Source organism: Chryseobacterium phosphatilyticum (assembly GCF_002899825.2).
In the GTDB taxonomy this organism is placed as follows: domain Bacteria; phylum Bacteroidota; class Bacteroidia; order Flavobacteriales; family Weeksellaceae; genus Chryseobacterium; species Chryseobacterium phosphatilyticum.
Map to the genome: position 1 here is coordinate 722491 of NZ_PPED02000001.1, position 18924 is coordinate 741414.

Below are 18924 nucleotides of genomic sequence, written 5' to 3' on the forward strand. Positions count from 1 at the left end.
AATGATGAAACTAGTTTCATCCTAAAAGAGAACATGGTCAACCTTTAATTCTTTTCTGTCGGATTTTACTCAGAAATTGTGGCGTAATTCCAAGATAGGAAGCAATCTGTGTATTAGGAAGACGATTGGCTAAATGAGGATACTGCCTGATAAAAAATTCATATTTCTCATCTCCGGTAGCACTTATATTTTGAAGTACCCTATTTTGGAGTTCAATGAATTTTTGTTCAATAATCACTCTGAAATTCCTGTCAAATTTTGGATAATATGTATAAAGGTACCAAAGGTCATTTTTTTCAATTTGCAATACCACAGAAGTTTCCAGAGCAACAATATACACTTTGCTGGGCTTTTTATTATGAAAACTGTCTATATCTACAATCCAGTCATTTTCTGCTGCAAACTGGAGATTATGTTCTCCTCCATTATTATCTACACTATACATTTTAAAACAGCCGGAAACTACAAATGTATAATACCTGCATATTTCATTTTCTTGTAGTATAAATTGCTTTCTCTTCATCCTTCTTTCCGTAATTCGTTCGTCCAGTACTTCAATTTCTTCTTTTGAAAGAGGAATAAAACTTTTGAAATAGCTGATTAATGAAGTGATTTTTTTAGACATTGCTTATAAATTGTGTTTTATTTTTGATTTTTAAATTTTAAATGAAGACCGTGGAAAATCTATAAGACAATATATAAAAAAAATGGAAATTTATACTTTCAGATAGCAATTGATATTAATTCAACAACTTAATTTGTAGGCTATTATCTTAAAGTACTTTTTCACTGTCTACAATCAGGACAAAAAATTTTTTTCTAAAAAAACTTTGGAATAACTTTGCAAAAAATTTCTGTTGAAAGACCTGCTTCTTATTACTCCGCCTTTTACTCAACTTAATACTCCTTACCCTGCAACAGCTTATATTAAAGGATTTTTAAATACCAAGAATATTTCCAGCTATCAGGTTGATCTGGGGATTGATGTTATATTGGAATTATTCTCAAGGGGCGGACTTGAAAAGGTTTTCGGTAAGGAAATTACTATTCAGAATACTTCTGAAAATTCCCAAAGAATTTTTGCCTTAAGGGAAGAATACTTAAAAACGATTGATCAGGTGATCCCTTTTTTACAGGGTAAAACACCTACGTTAGCAAGGCAAATCTGTAGTATGAATTTTCTTCCGGAAGCTTCCCGTTTCAATCAATTGGATGATATGGAATTTGCTTTTGGAAATATGGGCTTGCAGGATAAAGCCAAGCATTTGGCAACTTTATATCTGGAAGATGTATCAGATTATATCGTTGAAAATATTGATCCTGATTTTGGGTTCAGCAGATATGCCGAGCGTCTCGGAAAAAGTGCCAATTCTTTTGATGAATTATATTCAAAATTATCTGGTGAACAAACATTTATTGATGACTTTACTTTAAAAATCCTTCAAGAAAAAATAGAAACTGTGCAGCCCAAACTGGTATGTTTTTCGGTACCATTTCCAGGCAATTTATATGCTGGTTTCAAATGCGCTCAGTTTATAAAAAATAACTATCCTCACATTAAAATTGCTATGGGAGGAGGTTTTCCCAACACAGAATTAAGAGAAGTAAAAGATAAGAGGGTTTTTGAATTTTTTGATTTTATTACCCTTGATGATGGCGAAGTTCCACTCGAACTTCTTTGTGAAAATGTAGTTTATTCTAAAGATAACCCAGAATATAAAAGAACTTTTTTGCTTGAAAATCAAGATGTTGTTTACAAAAACAATTCTAAAAAGCATGATTATAAACAGGCTGATATTGGAACTCCCGATTATACGGATTTAAAACTTGATCAATATATTTCTGTGATCGAAATTGCCAACCCAATGCACAGTTTATGGAGTGACGGGCGATGGAACAAACTGACCATGGCACATGGATGCTATTGGGGAAAATGTACTTTCTGTGATATATCTTTAGATTATATTAAAATCTATGAACCCATCTCAGCTAAAATTTTGGTTGACAGAATCGAAGAATTGATCAGAACAACGGGAGAAACGGGCTTTCATTTTGTAGATGAAGCTGCACCTCCTGCATTAATGCGAGAAGTTGCCCTGGAAATTCTTCGCAGAAATCTCGTCGTTACCTGGTGGACGAATATCCGTTTTGAAAAAAGTTTTACAAGAGATCTTTGTTATTTGCTCAAACTTTCAGGTTGTGTTGCTGTTTCCGGAGGGCTGGAAGTAGCCAGTGATCGTTTACTGAAATTAATTGATAAAGGTGTTTCTGTAGAACAGGTTGCCAAAGTAACCAGGAATTTTACCGAAGCGGGAATTATGGTTCATGCTTATTTAATGTATGGCTACCCTACCCAAACCGTTCAGGAAACAGTTGATTCCCTGGAGATGGTACGTCAGATGTTTGAAATGGGAATTCTGCAAAGTGGGTTCTGGCATCAGTTTGCCATGACCGCCCATTCACCTGTTGGCATGAGTCCTGATGATTTTGGAGTTGTTCCGGTAAAACAGGAAATTGAATTTGCCAATAACGATATAGACTTTAAAGATAAAACGGGAATTGATCACAATAAATTCAGCTTCGGATTGAAAAAGTCTCTTTTCAATTATATGCATGGAGTAAATTTCGAACTGCCGCTTCAGGAGTGGTTTGATTTTAAAATCCCGCGAACGACAACTCATCCGGATTATATTCATGACTGCCTTTTAGAAGAAAACCAGTTTAGTTTTAAAGCAAACTCAAAAGTCGTTTTTTTAACTAAAAACGTAATCGCTGAGAATCGCGTAAAAAATAAAAAGAAATATTCTGGTACGTATACGCTTCTTACATTTCACTTAAAAACCAATATTGTAAAGGTTGAAATGGAACAGGAAAAGGCAGAATGGTTGGTTGGGATTCTCGAAGAGCATTCAATTGAAAATTCAAAAAAACCTACAGCTCAGCAACTTAAAAATCAATTTGAAGAAAATTTTGAAGATTTTGAGTTATTCTGGTTTTCAAAACCCATGCAGCAATTGAAGGAAAATGGAGTAATTTTAAGTTTATAAAATTATTCATATTTTTCTCAGGGATTTTTCAAATCAGGTATAAAACAAAATTAATAAGAAAGAAAATAATTAGTTTGGGTTCCTACGGAATGACAAAGAGGGTTAAGTATTACAAATTGCATGATATAAACTGAATTTATCATTCTCTAAAAGATTCAACTAATAGCTGTTAAAGTATTACCGAGCATATTCTCACAGAAAAGCACAACCTTACAATACAAAAACTCTGAATAGGGTATTTCAGAGTTTCTATGTTTTGGCTAAAGCCAATGGAATTAATTATTTTGATTGAATGGGCTAAAGCCCATCTCTATTGATACCTATTTTTATATTTTCTCTAGTCTAGTTAGATTGTTCTTTGACTACAGGACCTACAGAAACCTTTTCCTGGATTTTAATAAAGGTAGGATCCATAATTGCCATCCTTTCAGCAAGTGCTTTATAGGTTGGAAACTTTAAAATGGATGCCCTTCCCGACATTTCCCTATAAATGGTAAATGATTTTCCACCTGCAGTTTTTAATTGCTTCGTTGTCGTAATATATCTTCCGATAAGTTTACTTTTTGCATCGTAAATTTCAATATCTATAGGTGTTTTATCCATGATTGTTTCTTCTGAACCAAAACTTACCGGTAAATTGGTAAAGTATCCAACCGGAACACCGTTGCTTAAAATTTCACCAACCTTATTGACTTCAATATTCATCTTGTCAATCTTGCTTTTAATCGTGTAACCTTCTTTTGTTTTGGTATCAAGCTTTCTTTTGGGAGCATTAGCAAAAAGATCATCAAGATTTTTTATATTGATACCTTTATTATCAATGATTTTAAATCCTTTCACGGAGGTATAGACTGCAGATTTTTCTTCCCCCGAAAATGCAGAAGGTGAAATATAATCCAGTTCCAACGTTTTATCTCTGTTATATACTCTATTAATCTGAATATAGCTATCGCGAACGGAATCAACAACACTTTTATCAATAAATTTGATCGTGTACAAAGGAGTTTCCTTCAAGTCCATAAAAGTGTACTCACTGGATTTACTGGAGAGTTTGGCTACCGGGATTCCATCTAAATTAATAATCCCTCTTTTGGTCTTGATATTCTGAGCGTGGAGGGAAATTCCCAGAACTGTAAAGAATATGATTATACTTTTCTTCATAGAATCAGACTTTTACATAAAATAAAAAAAGTGTAACACAAAGTTACACTTTCTTGAAAATATATTTAGCTTTTCATTTAATTATTCACAAAGGATAATTCCTTTATCATGATTAAATTCTACAACACCGCTTTTGATAGCATAAGCAAAAACAGAGTCTTTTCCAGCTTCTTTGGTAAAGTTTTTAGCAAAAGCTTCATCAATAGAATTAGCAAAAAGCTTTACATTACCGCCGACTAAAGAAGAAACAATTCCTGCGTGGTTTTTCATGATGTGAAATTCACCATTTTTCCCAGGCAATAATACTGAGTCTACTTCTCCTTCAAAAACTACGTATTCTGGTGTTAAAATTTTTATATTCATTTTAATTTAGATTTGAAGATTTCAGATTTCAGATTTCAGACAACCTTAAAGTCTCATGTCTGGTATCTTTTATCTTTATGTCTAATTATTAAGCGTTTTCAGCCAACATTTTTTGTCCTGCTTCGATAGCTTCTTCGATAGTTCCTTTCAAGTTGAAAGCAGCTTCCGGTAGGTGATCTAATTCACCATCCATAATCATGTTGAATCCTTTGATTGTATCTTTGATATCAACTAATGATCCAGGGATACCTGTAAACTGTTCTGCTACGTGGAAAGGCTGAGATAAGAATCTCTGAACTTTTCTAGCACGGTAAACGACTGATTTATCTTCCTCAGAAAGTTCTTCCATACCAAGGATTGCGATGATATCCTGAAGTGCTTTATATCTTTGAAGAATTTCTTTTACTCTTTGAGCACAGTCATAGTGATCGTGACCGATAACTTCCGGAGCAAGGATTCTTGAAGTAGATGCTAATGGATCTACCGCTGGGTAAATACCTAATGAAGCAATCTTTCTGTCAAGTACTGTAGTTGCATCCAAGTGAGCAAACGTTGTTGCAGGAGCCGGGTCAGTTAAGTCATCCGCAGGTACGTATACCGCTTGTACTGAAGTAATTGATCCATTTTTAGTTGAAGTAATTCTTTCCTGCATCGCCCCCATCTCAGAAGCAAGTGTTGGTTGGTAACCTACCGCTGATGGCATACGACCAAGAAGTGCAGATACCTCAGAACCAGCCTGTGTAAAACGGAAGATGTTGTCTACGAAGAAAAGTACATCTCTACCTTGTCCGCTTTCTCCACCGTCTCTGTAGTACTCAGCTAATGTAAGACCTGAAAGGGCAACTCTGGCTCTCGCACCTGGCGGCTCATTCATCTGTCCGAAAACGAATGCTGCTTTTGAATCTTTCATAGCTTCCAAATCTACTTTTGAAAGATCCCAACCTCCATTTTCCATAGAGTGCATGAAATCGTCACCATACTTGATGATTCCAGATTCCAACATCTCTCTTAAAAGGTCATTTCCTTCTCTCGTTCTTTCACCTACTCCGGCGAAAACTGAAAGACCTCCGTGTCCTTTTGCAATATTGTTAATCAACTCCTGAATCAATACTGTTTTACCTACACCAGCACCACCGAACAAACCAATTTTACCTCCTTTTGCGTAAGGCTCAACTAAGTCGATTACTTTAATACCTGTAAATAAAACTTCTGCAGAAGTTGAAAGTTGATCAAATTTTGGAGCTTCTCTGTGGATTGGAAGACCTCCATCTTTAGAAATATTCTGAAGTCCGTCGATAGCATCCCCAACTACGTTGAAAAGTCTTCCGTTTACAGCCTCACCAATTGGCATCGTAATAGGATTTCCGTATCCGATTACATCCTGACCTCTTTTAAGACCATCTGTAGCGTCCATTGCGATACATCTTACTGTATCTTCGCCAATATGTTGTTCTACTTCTAAGATTACTTTTTCACCGTTTTCTTTTGTAATTTCTAACGCGTCATAGATTGCTGGAACTGCTTCCACATCACTGAAGACAACGTCGATTACCGGACCAATAATTTGAGAAATTTTACCTTTAATTTGGTTTGCCATTGCTAAATTTTTTCTTGGTGCAAATATAGTGATTCTTCATAAACCCACAATTGGTAAAAAAAAGATTTTTATCATGCTTTTTACAAATTTACCAATGTGCCAATTTATCAATGTACCAATCATTTTTTCAAGACAAAAATATTGGTACAATGTTATATTGATAGATTGTTACATTATATCTATATTTGCAATCAAAAATTTCTCCGTTTTGAAAGTTTTCAAAAATTTTACAGATTACTCCTCTCAGAAGCCTTTAGCATTGTCTTTAGGAATGTTTGACGGAGTACATCTTGGGCATAAAAGTATTATTGATGAACTGATAAAAGTAGGTACAGACAATAATCTGGAGACTGCTATTCTTACTTTCTGGCCTCATCCACGCTTTGTTTTCAATCCTAATGAAGATTTGAAGCTTCTGAATACCCTTGAAGAAAAAAAGCAACTGATTGAAAAATATCGTATTGATCATTTATTCCTGAAAGAGTTTGATGAAGAATTCAGAAATTTAACCGGAGAAGAGTTTGTACGTCAGATTTTAATTGATAAACTAAATGTAAAATACCTTATCATAGGCTACGACCATTCTTTTGGAAAAAATAAAAGCGGAAACTTTGATCTTCTGGTAAAATTATCCAAAGAGCTGGATTTTAAAGTGGAACAGATGGAAGCAATTAATATTCATGAGAATAATATCAGCTCAACGAAGGTTCGTAATGCTCTCTTAACAGGAAATATCACAGAAGCCAACGAAATGCTGGGATACCCCTACTCTGTTTCCGGTACAGTTGTTCACGGCAAAAAGATCGGGAGAACAATTGGCTATCCTACCGCCAATATTGATACGGAGTCTCTTAAACTTCTTCCTAAAAAAGGTGCTTATATTGTTGAAGTTAGTGTAAAAGGTCAGCAATACAAAGGAATGTTGAGCATTGGAACAAACCCTACAGTAAACGGTGAAAAGTTAACTGTTGAAGTCTATATTCTTGATTTTGATGAAGATATCTATGGCGAAAAAATAACAGTAGGGTTCAGAGATTTCCTTCATGACGAAATCAAGTTTGAAGGTCTTGAAAAATTGATCGAAAGATTAGATGAAGATAAACGATTAACAGAAGAATTTAATTTCTAAAATACAAAAGTAACTCCCGAAAGAGTTACTTTTTTTATTCATTAAAAACCTTGCAATAATTATATAAAGGTTTCATCCTATTGAATTGAGTTTATTTCAGAACTTTTACATAAACCTTTTGGGTTTCTCCATTCAGCTTTACATTAGGAAATTGCTTATCATGGTCAATAAATATATCTCCTTTCTGATCAGCTTTTCCGTTTCCGTCAGAATCCCAGCTTACTGCTACATAATATTTAACAGGACCGGATGGTTTTGGGGTAATTTTACTCTCAGCATCTTTTGGTACAGGCAAATCAATAGTAAACGGAAGAGATTTCTGTTCAAAGTCTCTTTCTGTAATCAATGTTGCAGGAGCATCTGCCAGTCTTTCATCGGCACCATACAGACTTACTTTGAATTTAGGATTTTTAATCTCAAACTTATCAGTTCCTGAAAATTCTAATTTCAGATTGTCAGAACCTTCTGCACTAGCCGAAGCAGCAGGAGGTGTAGTTTCGGTAGTAGTATTGCTCTTTTGTTCCGGCTTAGTACAACTTGATAACATCAGGGTACCTGCTGCCATGAATAATAAAAGGTGGTTTCTCATTTGTTCTTTATTTTATTAATGTTGATTAATTATTTCACCTCTATTTGACAACAAATTCCATACCTAAAAGAAAAAGCTGTTTTTTATTACAATGAAGAATTCACTGCATTTTGTGCTTTTTTAGTCAGAGACTTAAAAACAAGATCATAAGACTGATCAATAAGCTCAAGAATTAAGTCTCTTTTTAAACCATCTACCATCACAGAATTCCAGTGGGTTTTATTCATATGATAAGCTCCTGTAATCTGTGGATATTGCTCACGGAGTGCTGCACTCCATTCCGGGTCTGTTTTTACATTAATGGATAAGGGCTGTTTTTCAAGACCCATTAATAGAAACATTTTAGTATCTACTTTTAATACAAGTGTTTCGTTATCAAAAGGAAAGCTTTCAGTAACTCCTTTTTTAGCAAGACAATAGTCTAAAACTTCGTTGGCATCCATGATGGGGTATGAGTAATATATAATTAATAATGAGCACTATTCATCAATGATAAATGATGTTGTGATAATATTTTTTAATCTTTCATTCAAATTTAGTAAATTTAAGAAGAGAAAAATAATTTCACCAATCACAATTATTATGAAAGCTTTAGTAATCGGTGCTACAGGCGCTACAGGAAAAGATCTTGTCAATCAATTACTCAATGATAAGGATTTTGAGGAAGTCGATATTTTTGTACGGAAACCTGTCACTATTCAGAATGACAGACTTAAAGTTCATGTGGTTAATTTTGAAAAACCTGAGGAATGGAAAGATATGGTGAAGGGAGACGTTGCTTTTTCCTGTCTTGGAACGACCCTAAAAGATGCCGGAAGTAAAGAAGCCCAGAAAAAAGTAGACTTTGATTATCAATATGAATTTGCCAAAGCTGCCAGAGAAAATAATGTTGAAGATTATATTTTGGTTTCGGCTTATGGAGCTAACCCTGCATCCAAAATTTTCTATTCAAAAATGAAGGGAGAGTTGGAAGAAGCAGTAAAACAACTTCATTTTACTAAAATTACTATTTTCAAACCCGGAATGCTGGAAAGAAAAGATTCTGAAAGAACGGGGGAAGTATTAGGCAGCAGGATTATAAAGTTTGCCAATAAACTAGGGTTGCTGGAGAGTCAAAAGCCTTTACCTACAAATGTTCTGGCAAAGGCAATGATAAATTCTTCAAAAATTAAAAGTAATGGGTATTCCAGTATAAAACTGGGCAATATTTTTTGTTTTGCGGAGAAGAGTAATGAATGATTCGGGATATGAGGTTCGGGAATATGTTTCGTGTTAAAGAGAGAAGATCTCCTTATTCATTTCCCTAAATCCTGCTACCTGTCATCTATTACCTATTTTATAGTTTTGCTCCCCATCTTTTGTCCCAATTTTTCGTATTCAATATCATTAGGTTCCCAGAGCTCTATTTTATTTCCCTCAGGATCCATGATGTGAGCAAACTTTCCATATTCATAGGTCTCGATCTTATCGACAATCGTTACATTTTCTTGTTTGAGTTGTTCTATTAATTTCTCCAAATTTTCTACTCTGTAATTAATCATGAAATCTTTCTCTGAGGGTTGAAAGTATTTCGTCTTTTCATTAAAAGGACTCCATTGGCTAAAACCTTTCTTTGAATTATCTGCTCCCTGATACCACTCAAAAACAGTTCCGTATTCATTGGTTTCAAAACCTAAATGATCTTTGTACCACTCTCTCATTTTTTTGGGATCTTTAGATTTAAAAAAGATTCCACCGATACCAGTTACTCTTTTCATGGTATCAGATGTACTTTCTGAAACTGCCTTAAATGCAAACCCCAGCATAAAGGAAGCCAGAATAGAAACAGTAAAGATTATTTTTTTCATGATGTATAAATTTGTTTTAAAAATAAAAAAAGTGGATGTAAACTCAACACCCACCATCTAAAAATATATTTTTTATCTTTATTTCAGATACTTTGTAATAGCCTCATCAGTTGGCTTGGTTGTACTTACAAAAGTATCAATTAACTTTCCGTTTTCATCGATTAAGAATTTGGTAAAATTCCAAAGGATGGTTGTATTTTTCACCCCGTTTAATTCCTGTTCCGTCAGATATTTAAAAATAGGAGCAGTATCGTCTCCTTTTACAGAAACTTTAGCAGCCAATGGAAATGTTACCCCATAATTTTTCTGGCAAAATGCTCCAATTTCAGTATTTGTACCAGGCTCCTGTCCTCCAAAATTATTGGCTGGAAAACCCACAATCACCAATTTATCTTTATATTGCTCATACACTTTTTCCAGATCTGCATACTGAGGGGTAAACCCGCACTCTGAAGCTGTATTGACAATAAGGATTTTCTTTCCTTTATAATCTGCAAAGTTGATTTCTTTCCCGTCAAGGCTTTCTACTTTGAAATCATATATTGTTTTTCCCATAAGTTCTTTGGTTTTGGCTTTAGAAATTTCACTTTTTTGGTTGGTGCAGCTTTGCAGAAATGCGATAAAAGAAAGCAGCATTAAAAAAATATTTTTCATAGGAATATTTTTAGTAAGATTAAGAAACCACTAATGTAAAAATATTATTTGTAATAATTGATGAAACTCTTACCCGTTCTGTAATTCTGGTCAATATTTAAAAAGAAAATTTTATTTAAGTTTCTTTGATTAGAATAAAATTCTGATTTGCAATACGTTATTGTTTATACCTGATTTTTTATTTTAATTATATTTTAATTATTTTTTAATTTTTGCTAAAATATTAATAGTTAGTTATATAATTTAATCGAAGTGTTACATATATATTCATCAAATTAAATAAAAAGACTCCAATTAACTGATATTCACATAATTAAATAAAATATTAATGATAAAATAATTCATATTAAAGTGATTTGGGTGATTTTAATTTATACATTTGAGAAGTGTCAAGAAGCAAGTCTAACAACATTTAATTATAATTTTAAAACATGCCACAAATCACAACTTACAATGTTGATCCTGCGAAACGTAGGGTCCTCACAATTGAAAACATGGAAGAGTTAGGAATAACAGATGAATTGATTATGGAGATTTTGAATAAAAAAATACCTGAACTCAAATATTACAAAGTAGATGAAAAAGGAAACTATATTATAGAAAAAGGGGATTATGTCCCGTTATGGCCGGTAGGAATATCGATAAACGATAGAAAATTTGGCAAGTTTCCTGATCCTAATGCTGCACAACGAGGATGGATGGCTTTTTTTGAAATTGGTGCTCCCTTGTTTGAAGAAAGATCAAATATCATACAACCCGTTGCGGATGTAATATCTACCAGAAACTATGAAAATAGATCTGCTGAAGCACGTCAGTTTTCTGATACTATTGAATTTACTATAGGGAATACATTCAATTGGAGTTTATCAGGTACGGGAAGTCTTACTTTTGGAGGAAAAGTTGAAGGGGAATTGCAGGCACAAATATTCCAAACGATAGAGAAGACACTGCAAGAGAGTTTGGCAAATAGTTTAACAACCAGAAAGAACCATAAAGATCATAATCATAAAGACAATATAGGTACCGAAGAAGAATCAGAAGTTCAGCAAAGAACTGAATTTATCAGTACCAATTCAAGCATGGTTAATTTCAGAGCGACAGGCACTGCTATTGGTCGTGGAGAATTACATGCAGAAGTAGGTCTTTCTTTGACGGGTACTATTTCCGGTACACTAACAACATCATGGAACTCAAGCTCTAATGTTTCAGGAAATATTCCTTCAAACTCCCGTGTTGAAACCTTGGCTACACAAAGACGTCAGGTAAAACAATTTACTTACGAAGTACCCATTACGTTTAGTGGATTCATCGGGTTGAATTTTGATGGATTAGTTCGTCCTAACGAGAAATCGGGTGAAGCCCGTCCTGCTCCAAATACTCCGGCTAAAGAAATTCCTGTTGACATATCTGTTTTAGCACTTTCCGATAAGGATAGATTATACAGAGCGAAAGGAATAGCAGAAACAGTATCAACTTTGGATGTAAACCATACTATTTTCGATACCAAACCACTTAATAGGGATGGTAGTGAGACATTCGCAAGAAATCGTCCTCACAATTTATAAAATCACATAACTTATTAAAAAACAACAATATGGCATTTCCAGATATATTCAATTTTGGCCGCAGTATAGCTGCCGGAGGAAGTAAAGCAGAAAAAATACTTTCAGAATTCATCCCAACAGAAGAAAATGAATCAATCAGTGTACCTCCTCACGACCCTTTTAAACCTGAAAAACGTGTTCGGCAAGATCCAAAAATTGTGAGAGAAACATCTCCACAAGCAGGTATTATATTCAATTTCATAAGTTCTACAATAACTTCTGACATGAAACAAGCTAGTGATAATGTAGAAAAATCAATGGGTGATCCTTCGTCAGTAGTCGATCCGGCTGCAGGAACTATGGGTAAAGCCAGAGAAACTTCTGATAAGGTTAAAGATGATGCTCCTACTCCTAATGATACATCAATGCCTTCTCCACCTAAACCTAAGGATGTAAAACCAGAGGGATGGAATAATCAGCCCAAACCAAAAACCCCCTAAGGATTAGGCTAAAGGTAAGTAATTAATCAAATGTTTTTATCAAAAACATGATATAAACAACAAAGCCTCAGGTTTGATCTGAGGTTTTGTTGTTTAAAAATATTCTTCTTGAACAAGCTAATTTCTATTTTCTCCAGGAAACTTTAGACAAGTTCAATATTTTAAATTAAAAAACTGACTATGATAAGTCAGTTTTAAATTTATTTATGGCTTAAATAATATAAAAAATCTTATAAAAACAATTTTTAGCCAATGAGGATTAATACCTAAAACTTAAAAGTATTGGCAGGAAAGACTTTGTTGACATCTACCTTGTTGAGTAACATTACGTAGTCTCCATCTTTCTTAGCGCTGGAAGATTCAATTCTGAACGGCATTACTATATTTCCTACTTTTTTATAATCGGAATAGACTAACGTTTCATCTTTTTTCACTTCTTTTAAAAGCATATAGGTATTGGTATCAAAATAATACAGGTTTTTATTCACATTTTTAGTCAGTTCTACTTTATGACAGTAGATCTCCCCTACTTTTTCTTTTCCAAGATATTTCGCCGCAAAACCTTTATTTTCCCAATCAATAAAGTCATTATCAAAACTTTCGGGGATATATTCCGGATATACCTGAAGTTTATTGGCTGCATAGTTCATCGCATATCCTTTAGTTCCGTCAAAACCTTCAATAGCCGTTTCTTTTCCTCCGGTGGTAATCAATGTTTTTGTAAGATTAGGACGCTGCTGATAAATTTTTATCGGATATTCATCTTTAATTCCCAATACGACTTTTCCCTGAAGTAACACTGAGTTCAACAATTTCCAATTGGTTAATCCTCCGGATAGTTCAATGTTTTTGTCTATGATTTCCTTTGCCGTTTGTGCAAAAAATAAAGGTGAACATATCAGGCCAAATACTAGCAGTAACTTCTTCATTAATTTTATTTATAAATTCAAATATAAGAGGATTTGAGATAAAATGCAAAAAGGGGAATTGCCCCCCTATCCTTTTTTCAAATTAAATTAATTTCCTTGCTTTTTCAAGATCTTCCGGTGTATCGATACCTACTCCTACAAAATTGGTTTCTATCATTTTGATTTTCATCCCATATTCAAGATAACGGATGCATTCAATTTTTTCTGATATCTCCAAAGGTTTCATTTCTAATTTTGAAAACTGTAACAAAGCTTCTTTTCTAAAGGCGTATACTCCAATATGCTTAAAATAATTTATATGATAAGAAACTTCCCTGTGAAAAGGAATTACTGAACGACTAAAATACAAAGCAAACCCGTTATTATCGGTAATTACTTTTACATTATTAGGATTTTCAATTTCTTCTTTTTCAAACAATTGTATTTTTAAAGAAGCCAGAGAAACCTCCTTCTGATCGTCATTTTTAAAAACTTCTATCAGTTGTTTTAAAGGTTCCAGCTTGAGGAAAGGCTCATCGCCCTGAACATTAATGACAATATCACAATCAATATTCTGAACAGCTTCAGCAATACGATCACTTCCTGTTTCATGTTGTCCTGTCATAACAGCTTTCCCTCCATTTTTCACAATTTCATCCAAAATAATTTCAGAATCCGTTGCCACAAAAACTTCATCAAATAAACCGGTTTCTACTACATTTTGGTAGGTAGTGGTAATAACTGTTTTTTCTCCTAAAATTTGCATGAGTTTTCCCGGGAAACGGCTTGCTTCATAGCGTGCAGGGATGACAGCGATAATTTTCATTCAGTAAAATATTAATTAAGTCTTTTCAAGCCATCATCTTCAAAAAAATGAATGATATGGCTTATTCAGACCAAAAATAGTGAAAACTATTTTAGTTTGTTCTATAAAATGTGGTATTCTGTCTAATTCCCTTATGAAATCCTAGGATTTTTCCCTTTTCAAAAAACAAAATTCCCACATCTTCAAAGAAAATGTGAGAATCGGGTATAGATTTTTAAATGAGTCGATATTTTAAAAAGATAGTTTTACCCCTACCATATTGTATTCCCATTGGCGGGATGCCATAAGGTCAAGTTTATATTTTGTTTTTCCTATTGTTCCTTCTGATGATGTGTACCTGCTTTTAGAGATGGTCTTTCCAATAAAATATCCCATTAATAGTGCTAATGGATAGTCTGAAGCCCAGTGTACTTTACTTTGCATCATTTGAAAACATAAAGCTCCTGCCAGGGTATAGCCCACAGGTTTTATCCATTTTGCATCCGGATAATTATCTGCAATAACAGTGATACCCGCCATAAACGTGGTTAGGTGTCCTGATGGCATAGCATCATAATTTGAGGTATTTTTACCAAATGCTGAAAAACTGGGAAACGGATTCCATGCTCCTCCTTTGTTACCATTTTCTTCTGCAATAAACGGACTTTCTCTTCCGGTAATTCTTTTAATCGTCTGGGTGAAAACTCCGGAAAGAATTAAACTTTCCATCAATCCGCTTGCTGTAGCCTGTGCTCTGTAGTCATTTTTTATCAAACCATAGGTACCAAAACCAATTCCAAGTAAAACGAGTGTAGAACCATTTCCGATCAGGTAAAGAGTGGATCCGATATCTTTGGGTATTTTAAAAACACCCCCAACTTTGGTATAATTGTTATCTTTATCCATTCCCCATCTTTCCCCTAATTCTCTTGAATTATCAATCAATTTTTGATCAAAAGGCAACAGAATCAATGTGGAAGCCACAGCACCCCCTAAATAATATGCATGATCTTTTGCCACAAAATCTTTATTGGTATCTATAAAGTTTCGGGGTAATTTGGTTATAAAATCAAAAAGTTTGGGTTTAGGATATGTTCTGACAGAACCATCTTTCAAAGTATACGTTTGTACTTTCAGTGCATCTTTAGATAAATCCTGTTGTAATTCTTTTACCTGCAATGTATCCACTTCCTGTGCGCATATCATTACAGAAAAAGGGAATAGCAAAAATCTCAGTTTTTTCATCGTTGTCGTTTTCAACCCTGTTTATTCTTATAAAAGCCCCAAAGGTACTTCCAACTTGACATTATTTCAAAATATTTATTTAATTTTTAAGGTTTATTTAATTTTTTTTCAAAAACAGAGATCTATGATCAATTCATATAATTAAGTAAAAAAATAATTCCATAGATCCGAGTATTCAAATATAGCAATAAAAGCAATGTACCAGTGTATCAATGCCGATCAATAAAAAATTGATAAACTGATACACTGGTACATTTATAAATTAACTAATCTATTTACTTCAGATTATTCAAAGCAGTCTCTAATTTCGGAAGCATTACTTTGATCTCATCTACTGCCAATCCTCCAACGGAAGCACGGAACCAAGGTTCAGATTTGTCTTCTCCAAATGCAGAGAATGGTACTAAAGCAACACCCGCTTCATTGATTAAGTAGAATACCAGGTCAGAAGAGTTTTCAATTACGCTACCGTCCGGTTTGGTTTTTCCGATATAATCTAATTTAATAGTCAGATAAAGGGCTCCCATAGGCTCGATACTGTCAACAGAAAGACCTTTTGCTTTTAAATCCTGAACTCCTCCATGAAGAACTTTTAAGCTTTCTTCAAGTTTTCCTTTGAAATCTTCTACGAATACATTTACATTTTCAGGGTTTTCATAGAATTTTGCAGTCGCTTCCTGCTCTGGTTTAGGAGCCCAGGCACCTACGTGAGTAAGAAGAGCCTTCATTTTATCAATAATATGAGCAGGCCCGAATCCCCATCCTACACGTACTCCTGTTGCTGCAAGGCATTTTGAGATTCCATCAATATACACTGTATATTCCTTCATTTCAGGGAAAAGAGAAACCGGATCTACGTGCTCTGCCCCAAAAGTAAGATTAGAATAGATTTGGTCATACATTAAGTATAACGGTTTTTCGTCTGTTCCTCTTTTTTTGTTTTCAGCGATCACCAATTCACAGATTTCAGAAAGTTGTTCTCTTGTAAACATTGTTCCGGTTGGGTTCAGCGGTGAGCAAAGTGCCAATAGAACCGCTCCATCCAGGTGAGGTCTTACATCATCTGCTGTGGGAAGAAAGTTGGTTTCAGGTTTTGTTTTTACTTCTACTGCATTGGCAGAAGTAAGATACGCATAGTGGTTGTTATTCCATGATGGTGTAGGATATACTACTTTATCACCTTCATCCACGATTGTTTTGTATACGGCATAGATCAATGGTCTTGACCCTGCGGTGATCAAAATATCATTAGGTGAGTAATCCAGATTCCATCTGTTTTTCAAGTCTTTGGAAACTTCTTTTCTTAAAGATAAAAGTCCGTTTGCAGGTGGATAATTCGTCAGATTATTCTGATAGGCTTTCTGAATCTCTTCCTTCAGCAATGCCGGAATAGGATAGATATTAGAATTCAGGTCACCAATAGTAAGATTGGCAATTTCTGCTCCCTTTGCTTTTAGATCATTTACTTCGTTACCAATTTTTACAATTTCAGAACCGATCAGGTTCGCTGCTAATTTTGAAACTTTCACTTTATTTTTATTTAAAATTTACTAATATATTCTTTCAACATTGATTCTTTTCTCTATTTGAGCATCCTTTATTTCTGCATCAAAAAGGGGTATTAGTTCGTTAGTTTTTTTGTTGTGCCGGAGTCTGGATATTTCTCACATACTCCTTTCAAACTCAGTTTATTCAAGCTCTTTCATGAGGAAACTAATCCAGCTTTAAATCTTTTTTAACGTCCTGAATTTTAGCCTCCAATGATTTCAGTTTATCTTTAAAATCTGCTTCAGAAGAGATAGCATCTTTTACTGAAACATAAAATTTAATCTTTGGCTCTGTTCCTGAAGGTCTTACGCAAACTTTCGTCCCATCCTGTGTATAATAAATCAGCACATTGGATGCAGGGATGTCATTCATTATTTTTTTCTCGTTCGTTGAAACGGTAAAACTTGTCTGCTCTTTAAAATCCTTAACTTCTTCTACCGGAGAACCAGCCAATTCTTTTGGAGGATTTTCACGGAAGTTTTTCATCATATTCTGAATTTCTTCAGCTCCTTCTCTTCCTTTTCTTACTATATTGATCAATCCCTCATAGTACATTCCCAGATCTTCATAGATCTCAATCATGTACTGGTACATGGTTTTTCCGTTAGCCTTGCACCATGCGGCAATTTCACAAGCGACAAGGATACTTCCACAAGAGTCTTTATCACGAACAAAATCTCCTGTCATAAATCCAAAACTTTCTTCCCCGCCACACACAAATTTTTGTGTTCCTTCTGCTTCACGGATCATTTTTCCAATCCATTTGAATCCTGTAAGTCCTACTTTGCACTCAACTCCGAATTTTTGAGCAATGTCATAGAAAATATCTGAAGTTACGATCGTAGAACCAATAAATTCTTTTCCGGTGATTCTTCCTTGCTTTCTCCATTCATTTAAAATGTAATACGTAAGGATCGTATTGGTTTGGTTACCATTCAGCAACTGCATTTCACCATCAAGGTTTCTTACAGCGATTCCTAATCTGTCTCCATCAGGGTCTGTACCGATCACAATATCTGCATTGGTAATTCTTGCCAGATCCATGGCCATTTCCAGTGCTGCAGGCTCTTCCGGATTTGGAGATTCTACCGTTGGGAAATTCCCACTTGGAATCATTTGTTCTTTTACAAGATCTATTTTTTTAAATCCTGCTTTTTCCAGTGCTTTTGGAATTGTAGTGTATGTTGTTCCGTGAATAGAAGTAAAAACGATATTTAAGTTTTCTTTTCCAACATTCTGATAAGTAGAATTTTCAATACAAGCATCGATATATACATCATCCTGCTCCTCTCCGATCCATTCGATCAGATCATCATTTCCGTTGAATTTAATTTCATCGAATTTCACAGAGTATACTTCCTTGATAATCGCTTCATCATTTGGCGGCACAATCTGTGCTCCGTCATTCCAGTATACCTTATAACCATTATATTCAGGTGGGTTATGAGAAGCCGTCAATACAATTCCTCCATTACATTTTTTGTCGCGAACGGTGAAAGATAATTCAGGTGTGGGTCTGTGATTCTTGAAAAGCAATACTTTAATTCCGTTGGCTGTCAAAACATCTGCTACCAATTTCCCAAATTCTTTTGAGTTGTGGCGAACATCATAGGCGATTGCCACTTTGATCTCTTCTCCCTTGAACTGCTCCAGCATATAGTTGGCCAATCCCTGAGTAGCTTGTCCTAATGTATATTTATTTAAGCGGTTGGTTCCTACTCCCATAATTCCACGCATCCCTCCGGTTCCGAATTCCAGTTCTCTATAGAAAGAATCTTCCAGATCCGGGGAGTTGCTGTCAATCAGTGCCTGTACAGCATCTCTCGTTTCTTTATCGAAGGTATCACTTAACCAAAGTTTCGCTTTTTCTAATGTGTTCATATGTATGTCTAATTTTTTTTAAGCTGGAAGAGGGAAGCTGGAGGCAGGAAGTTATATTTGTCCCAACTCAACCTTTCAGCTTTTGATTTATTATTTGTTTAGTTTA

General features: G+C 34.6%; 18 protein-coding genes. 5 read left to right on the plus strand and 13 right to left on the minus strand.

From position 1 onward, the window contains the following. Positions 1-37: 37 nt before the first annotated feature. Positions 38-625 (minus strand): Crp/Fnr family transcriptional regulator, encoded by a 588-nt coding sequence (locus C1631_RS03235; protein WP_109710436.1) that lies wholly within the window; start codon positions 623-625, stop codon positions 38-40. Positions 626-857: 232 nt separating this feature from the next. Here C1631_RS03235 and C1631_RS03240 point away from each other — a divergent pair, with 232 nt between their 5' ends. Continuing rightward, on the plus strand, positions 858-3047 hold the full coding sequence (locus C1631_RS03240; protein WP_109710437.1) for a B12-binding domain-containing radical SAM protein: 2190 nt from the start codon (positions 858-860) through the stop codon (positions 3045-3047). 342 nt (positions 3048-3389) lie between these two features. On the opposite strand, the gene C1631_RS03245 is transcribed toward C1631_RS03240, so the two are convergent. The 3 genes from C1631_RS03245 to atpD form a co-directional block, all read right to left on the minus strand. Continuing rightward, positions 3390-4208 carry a hypothetical protein gene (locus tag C1631_RS03245; RefSeq protein WP_109710439.1) on the minus strand — a complete coding sequence of 273 codons (819 nt, stop codon included), beginning with the start codon at positions 4206-4208 and terminating at the stop codon, positions 3390-3392. Between the two features lie 81 nt (positions 4209-4289). Continuing rightward, complete coding sequence (locus C1631_RS03250; protein WP_109710441.1) at positions 4290-4571, minus strand: FoF1 ATP synthase subunit delta/epsilon; 282 nt, start codon at positions 4569-4571, stop codon at positions 4290-4292. Between the two features lie 88 nt (positions 4572-4659). Then, positions 4660-6168 (minus strand): F0F1 ATP synthase subunit beta, encoded by a 1509-nt coding sequence (atpD, locus tag C1631_RS03255; protein ID WP_109710443.1) that lies wholly within the window; start codon positions 6166-6168, stop codon positions 4660-4662. 208 nt (positions 6169-6376) lie between these two features. Here atpD and C1631_RS03260 point away from each other — a divergent pair, with 208 nt between their 5' ends. After that, positions 6377-7297, plus strand: coding sequence for a bifunctional riboflavin kinase/FAD synthetase (locus tag C1631_RS03260; protein ID WP_109710445.1), 921 nt, complete (start codon positions 6377-6379; stop codon positions 7295-7297). A 91-nt stretch (positions 7298-7388) separates the two neighbouring features. On the opposite strand, the gene C1631_RS03265 is transcribed toward C1631_RS03260, so the two are convergent. Together C1631_RS03265 and C1631_RS03270 are read right to left on the minus strand one after the other, a co-directional pair. Continuing rightward, positions 7389-7886, minus strand: a complete 498-nt coding sequence (locus tag C1631_RS03265) for a hypothetical protein (RefSeq protein ID WP_228440991.1) — start codon at positions 7884-7886, stop codon at positions 7389-7391. 86 nt (positions 7887-7972) lie between these two features. Then, a complete protein-coding gene (locus C1631_RS03270) occupies positions 7973-8329 on the minus strand; it encodes an MmcQ/YjbR family DNA-binding protein (protein WP_109710447.1) in 357 nt (118 codons plus the stop codon). Positions 8330-8468: 139 nt separating this feature from the next. Here C1631_RS03270 and C1631_RS03275 point away from each other — a divergent pair, with 139 nt between their 5' ends. Next, complete coding sequence (locus C1631_RS03275) at positions 8469-9125, plus strand: NAD(P)H-binding protein (RefSeq protein WP_109710448.1); 657 nt, start codon at positions 8469-8471, stop codon at positions 9123-9125. Between the two features lie 92 nt (positions 9126-9217). On the opposite strand, the gene C1631_RS03280 is transcribed toward C1631_RS03275, so the two are convergent. Both C1631_RS03280 and C1631_RS03285 read right to left on the minus strand, forming a co-directional pair. After that, positions 9218-9733 (minus strand): VOC family protein, encoded by a 516-nt coding sequence (locus C1631_RS03280; protein WP_306461378.1) that lies wholly within the window; start codon positions 9731-9733, stop codon positions 9218-9220. Positions 9734-9811: 78 nt separating this feature from the next. Beyond that, a complete protein-coding gene (locus C1631_RS03285) occupies positions 9812-10387 on the minus strand; it encodes a glutathione peroxidase (RefSeq protein ID WP_109710450.1) in 576 nt (191 codons plus the stop codon). A gap of 431 nt (positions 10388-10818) precedes the next feature. On the opposite strand from C1631_RS03285, the gene C1631_RS03290 reads away from it, so the two are divergent. Then, positions 10819-11952, plus strand: coding sequence for a hypothetical protein (locus C1631_RS03290; RefSeq protein WP_109710452.1), 1134 nt, complete (start codon positions 10819-10821; stop codon positions 11950-11952). Positions 11953-11981: 29 nt separating this feature from the next. Beyond that, on the plus strand, positions 11982-12431 hold the full coding sequence (locus tag C1631_RS03295; protein WP_109710454.1) for a hypothetical protein: 450 nt from the start codon (positions 11982-11984) through the stop codon (positions 12429-12431). 266 nt (positions 12432-12697) lie between these two features. On the opposite strand, the gene C1631_RS03300 is transcribed toward C1631_RS03295, so the two are convergent. The 5 genes from C1631_RS03300 to C1631_RS03320 form a co-directional block, all read right to left on the minus strand. Further along, on the minus strand, positions 12698-13360 hold the full coding sequence (locus C1631_RS03300) for a LolA-like protein (RefSeq protein ID WP_103248982.1): 663 nt from the start codon (positions 13358-13360) through the stop codon (positions 12698-12700). A gap of 82 nt (positions 13361-13442) precedes the next feature. Beyond that, on the minus strand, positions 13443-14165 hold the full coding sequence (kdsB, locus tag C1631_RS03305) for a 3-deoxy-manno-octulosonate cytidylyltransferase (RefSeq protein WP_109710455.1): 723 nt from the start codon (positions 14163-14165) through the stop codon (positions 13443-13445). A 231-nt stretch (positions 14166-14396) separates the two neighbouring features. Next, a complete protein-coding gene (locus C1631_RS03310; RefSeq protein ID WP_109710457.1) occupies positions 14397-15389 on the minus strand; it encodes a phosphatase PAP2 family protein in 993 nt (330 codons plus the stop codon). 275 nt (positions 15390-15664) lie between these two features. Continuing rightward, a complete protein-coding gene (locus tag C1631_RS03315; RefSeq protein WP_109710459.1) occupies positions 15665-16918 on the minus strand; it encodes a pyridoxal phosphate-dependent aminotransferase in 1254 nt (417 codons plus the stop codon). Between the two features lie 184 nt (positions 16919-17102). Then, complete coding sequence (locus C1631_RS03320; protein WP_109710461.1) at positions 17103-18818, minus strand: phospho-sugar mutase; 1716 nt, start codon at positions 18816-18818, stop codon at positions 17103-17105. Positions 18819-18924: the final 106 nt, after the last annotated feature.

Coding starts and splice junctions, on each gene's coding strand:
- C1631_RS03245 (WP_109710439.1), bottom strand. CDS start 4,208: ATGAAGAAAAGTATAATCATATTCTTTACAGTTCTGGGAATTTCCCTC.
- C1631_RS03310 (WP_109710457.1), bottom strand. CDS start 15,389: ATGAAAAAACTGAGATTTTTGCTATTCCCTTTTTCTGTAATGATATGC.
- C1631_RS03320 (WP_109710461.1), bottom strand. CDS start 18,818: ATGAACACATTAGAAAAAGCGAAACTTTGGTTAAGTGATACCTTCGAT.
- C1631_RS03235 (WP_109710436.1), bottom strand. CDS start 625: ATGTCTAAAAAAATCACTTCATTAATCAGCTATTTCAAAAGTTTTATT.
- C1631_RS03250 (WP_109710441.1), bottom strand. CDS start 4,571: ATGAATATAAAAATTTTAACACCAGAATACGTAGTTTTTGAAGGAGAA.
- C1631_RS03285 (WP_109710450.1), bottom strand. CDS start 10,387: ATGAAAAATATTTTTTTAATGCTGCTTTCTTTTATCGCATTTCTGCAA.
- C1631_RS03270 (WP_109710447.1), bottom strand. CDS start 8,329: ATGGATGCCAACGAAGTTTTAGACTATTGTCTTGCTAAAAAAGGAGTT.
- atpD (WP_109710443.1), bottom strand. CDS start 6,168: ATGGCAAACCAAATTAAAGGTAAAATTTCTCAAATTATTGGTCCGGTA.
- C1631_RS03295 (WP_109710454.1), top strand. CDS start 11,982: ATGGCATTTCCAGATATATTCAATTTTGGCCGCAGTATAGCTGCCGGA.
- C1631_RS03265 (WP_228440991.1), bottom strand. CDS start 7,886: ATGAGAAACCACCTTTTATTATTCATGGCAGCAGGTACCCTGATGTTA.
- C1631_RS03280 (WP_306461378.1), bottom strand. CDS start 9,733: ATGAAAAAAATAATCTTTACTGTTTCTATTCTGGCTTCCTTTATGCTG.
- C1631_RS03300 (WP_103248982.1), bottom strand. CDS start 13,360: ATGAAGAAGTTACTGCTAGTATTTGGCCTGATATGTTCACCTTTATTT.
- C1631_RS03275 (WP_109710448.1), top strand. CDS start 8,469: ATGAAAGCTTTAGTAATCGGTGCTACAGGCGCTACAGGAAAAGATCTT.
- C1631_RS03290 (WP_109710452.1), top strand. CDS start 10,819: ATGCCACAAATCACAACTTACAATGTTGATCCTGCGAAACGTAGGGTC.
- kdsB (WP_109710455.1), bottom strand. CDS start 14,165: ATGAAAATTATCGCTGTCATCCCTGCACGCTATGAAGCAAGCCGTTTC.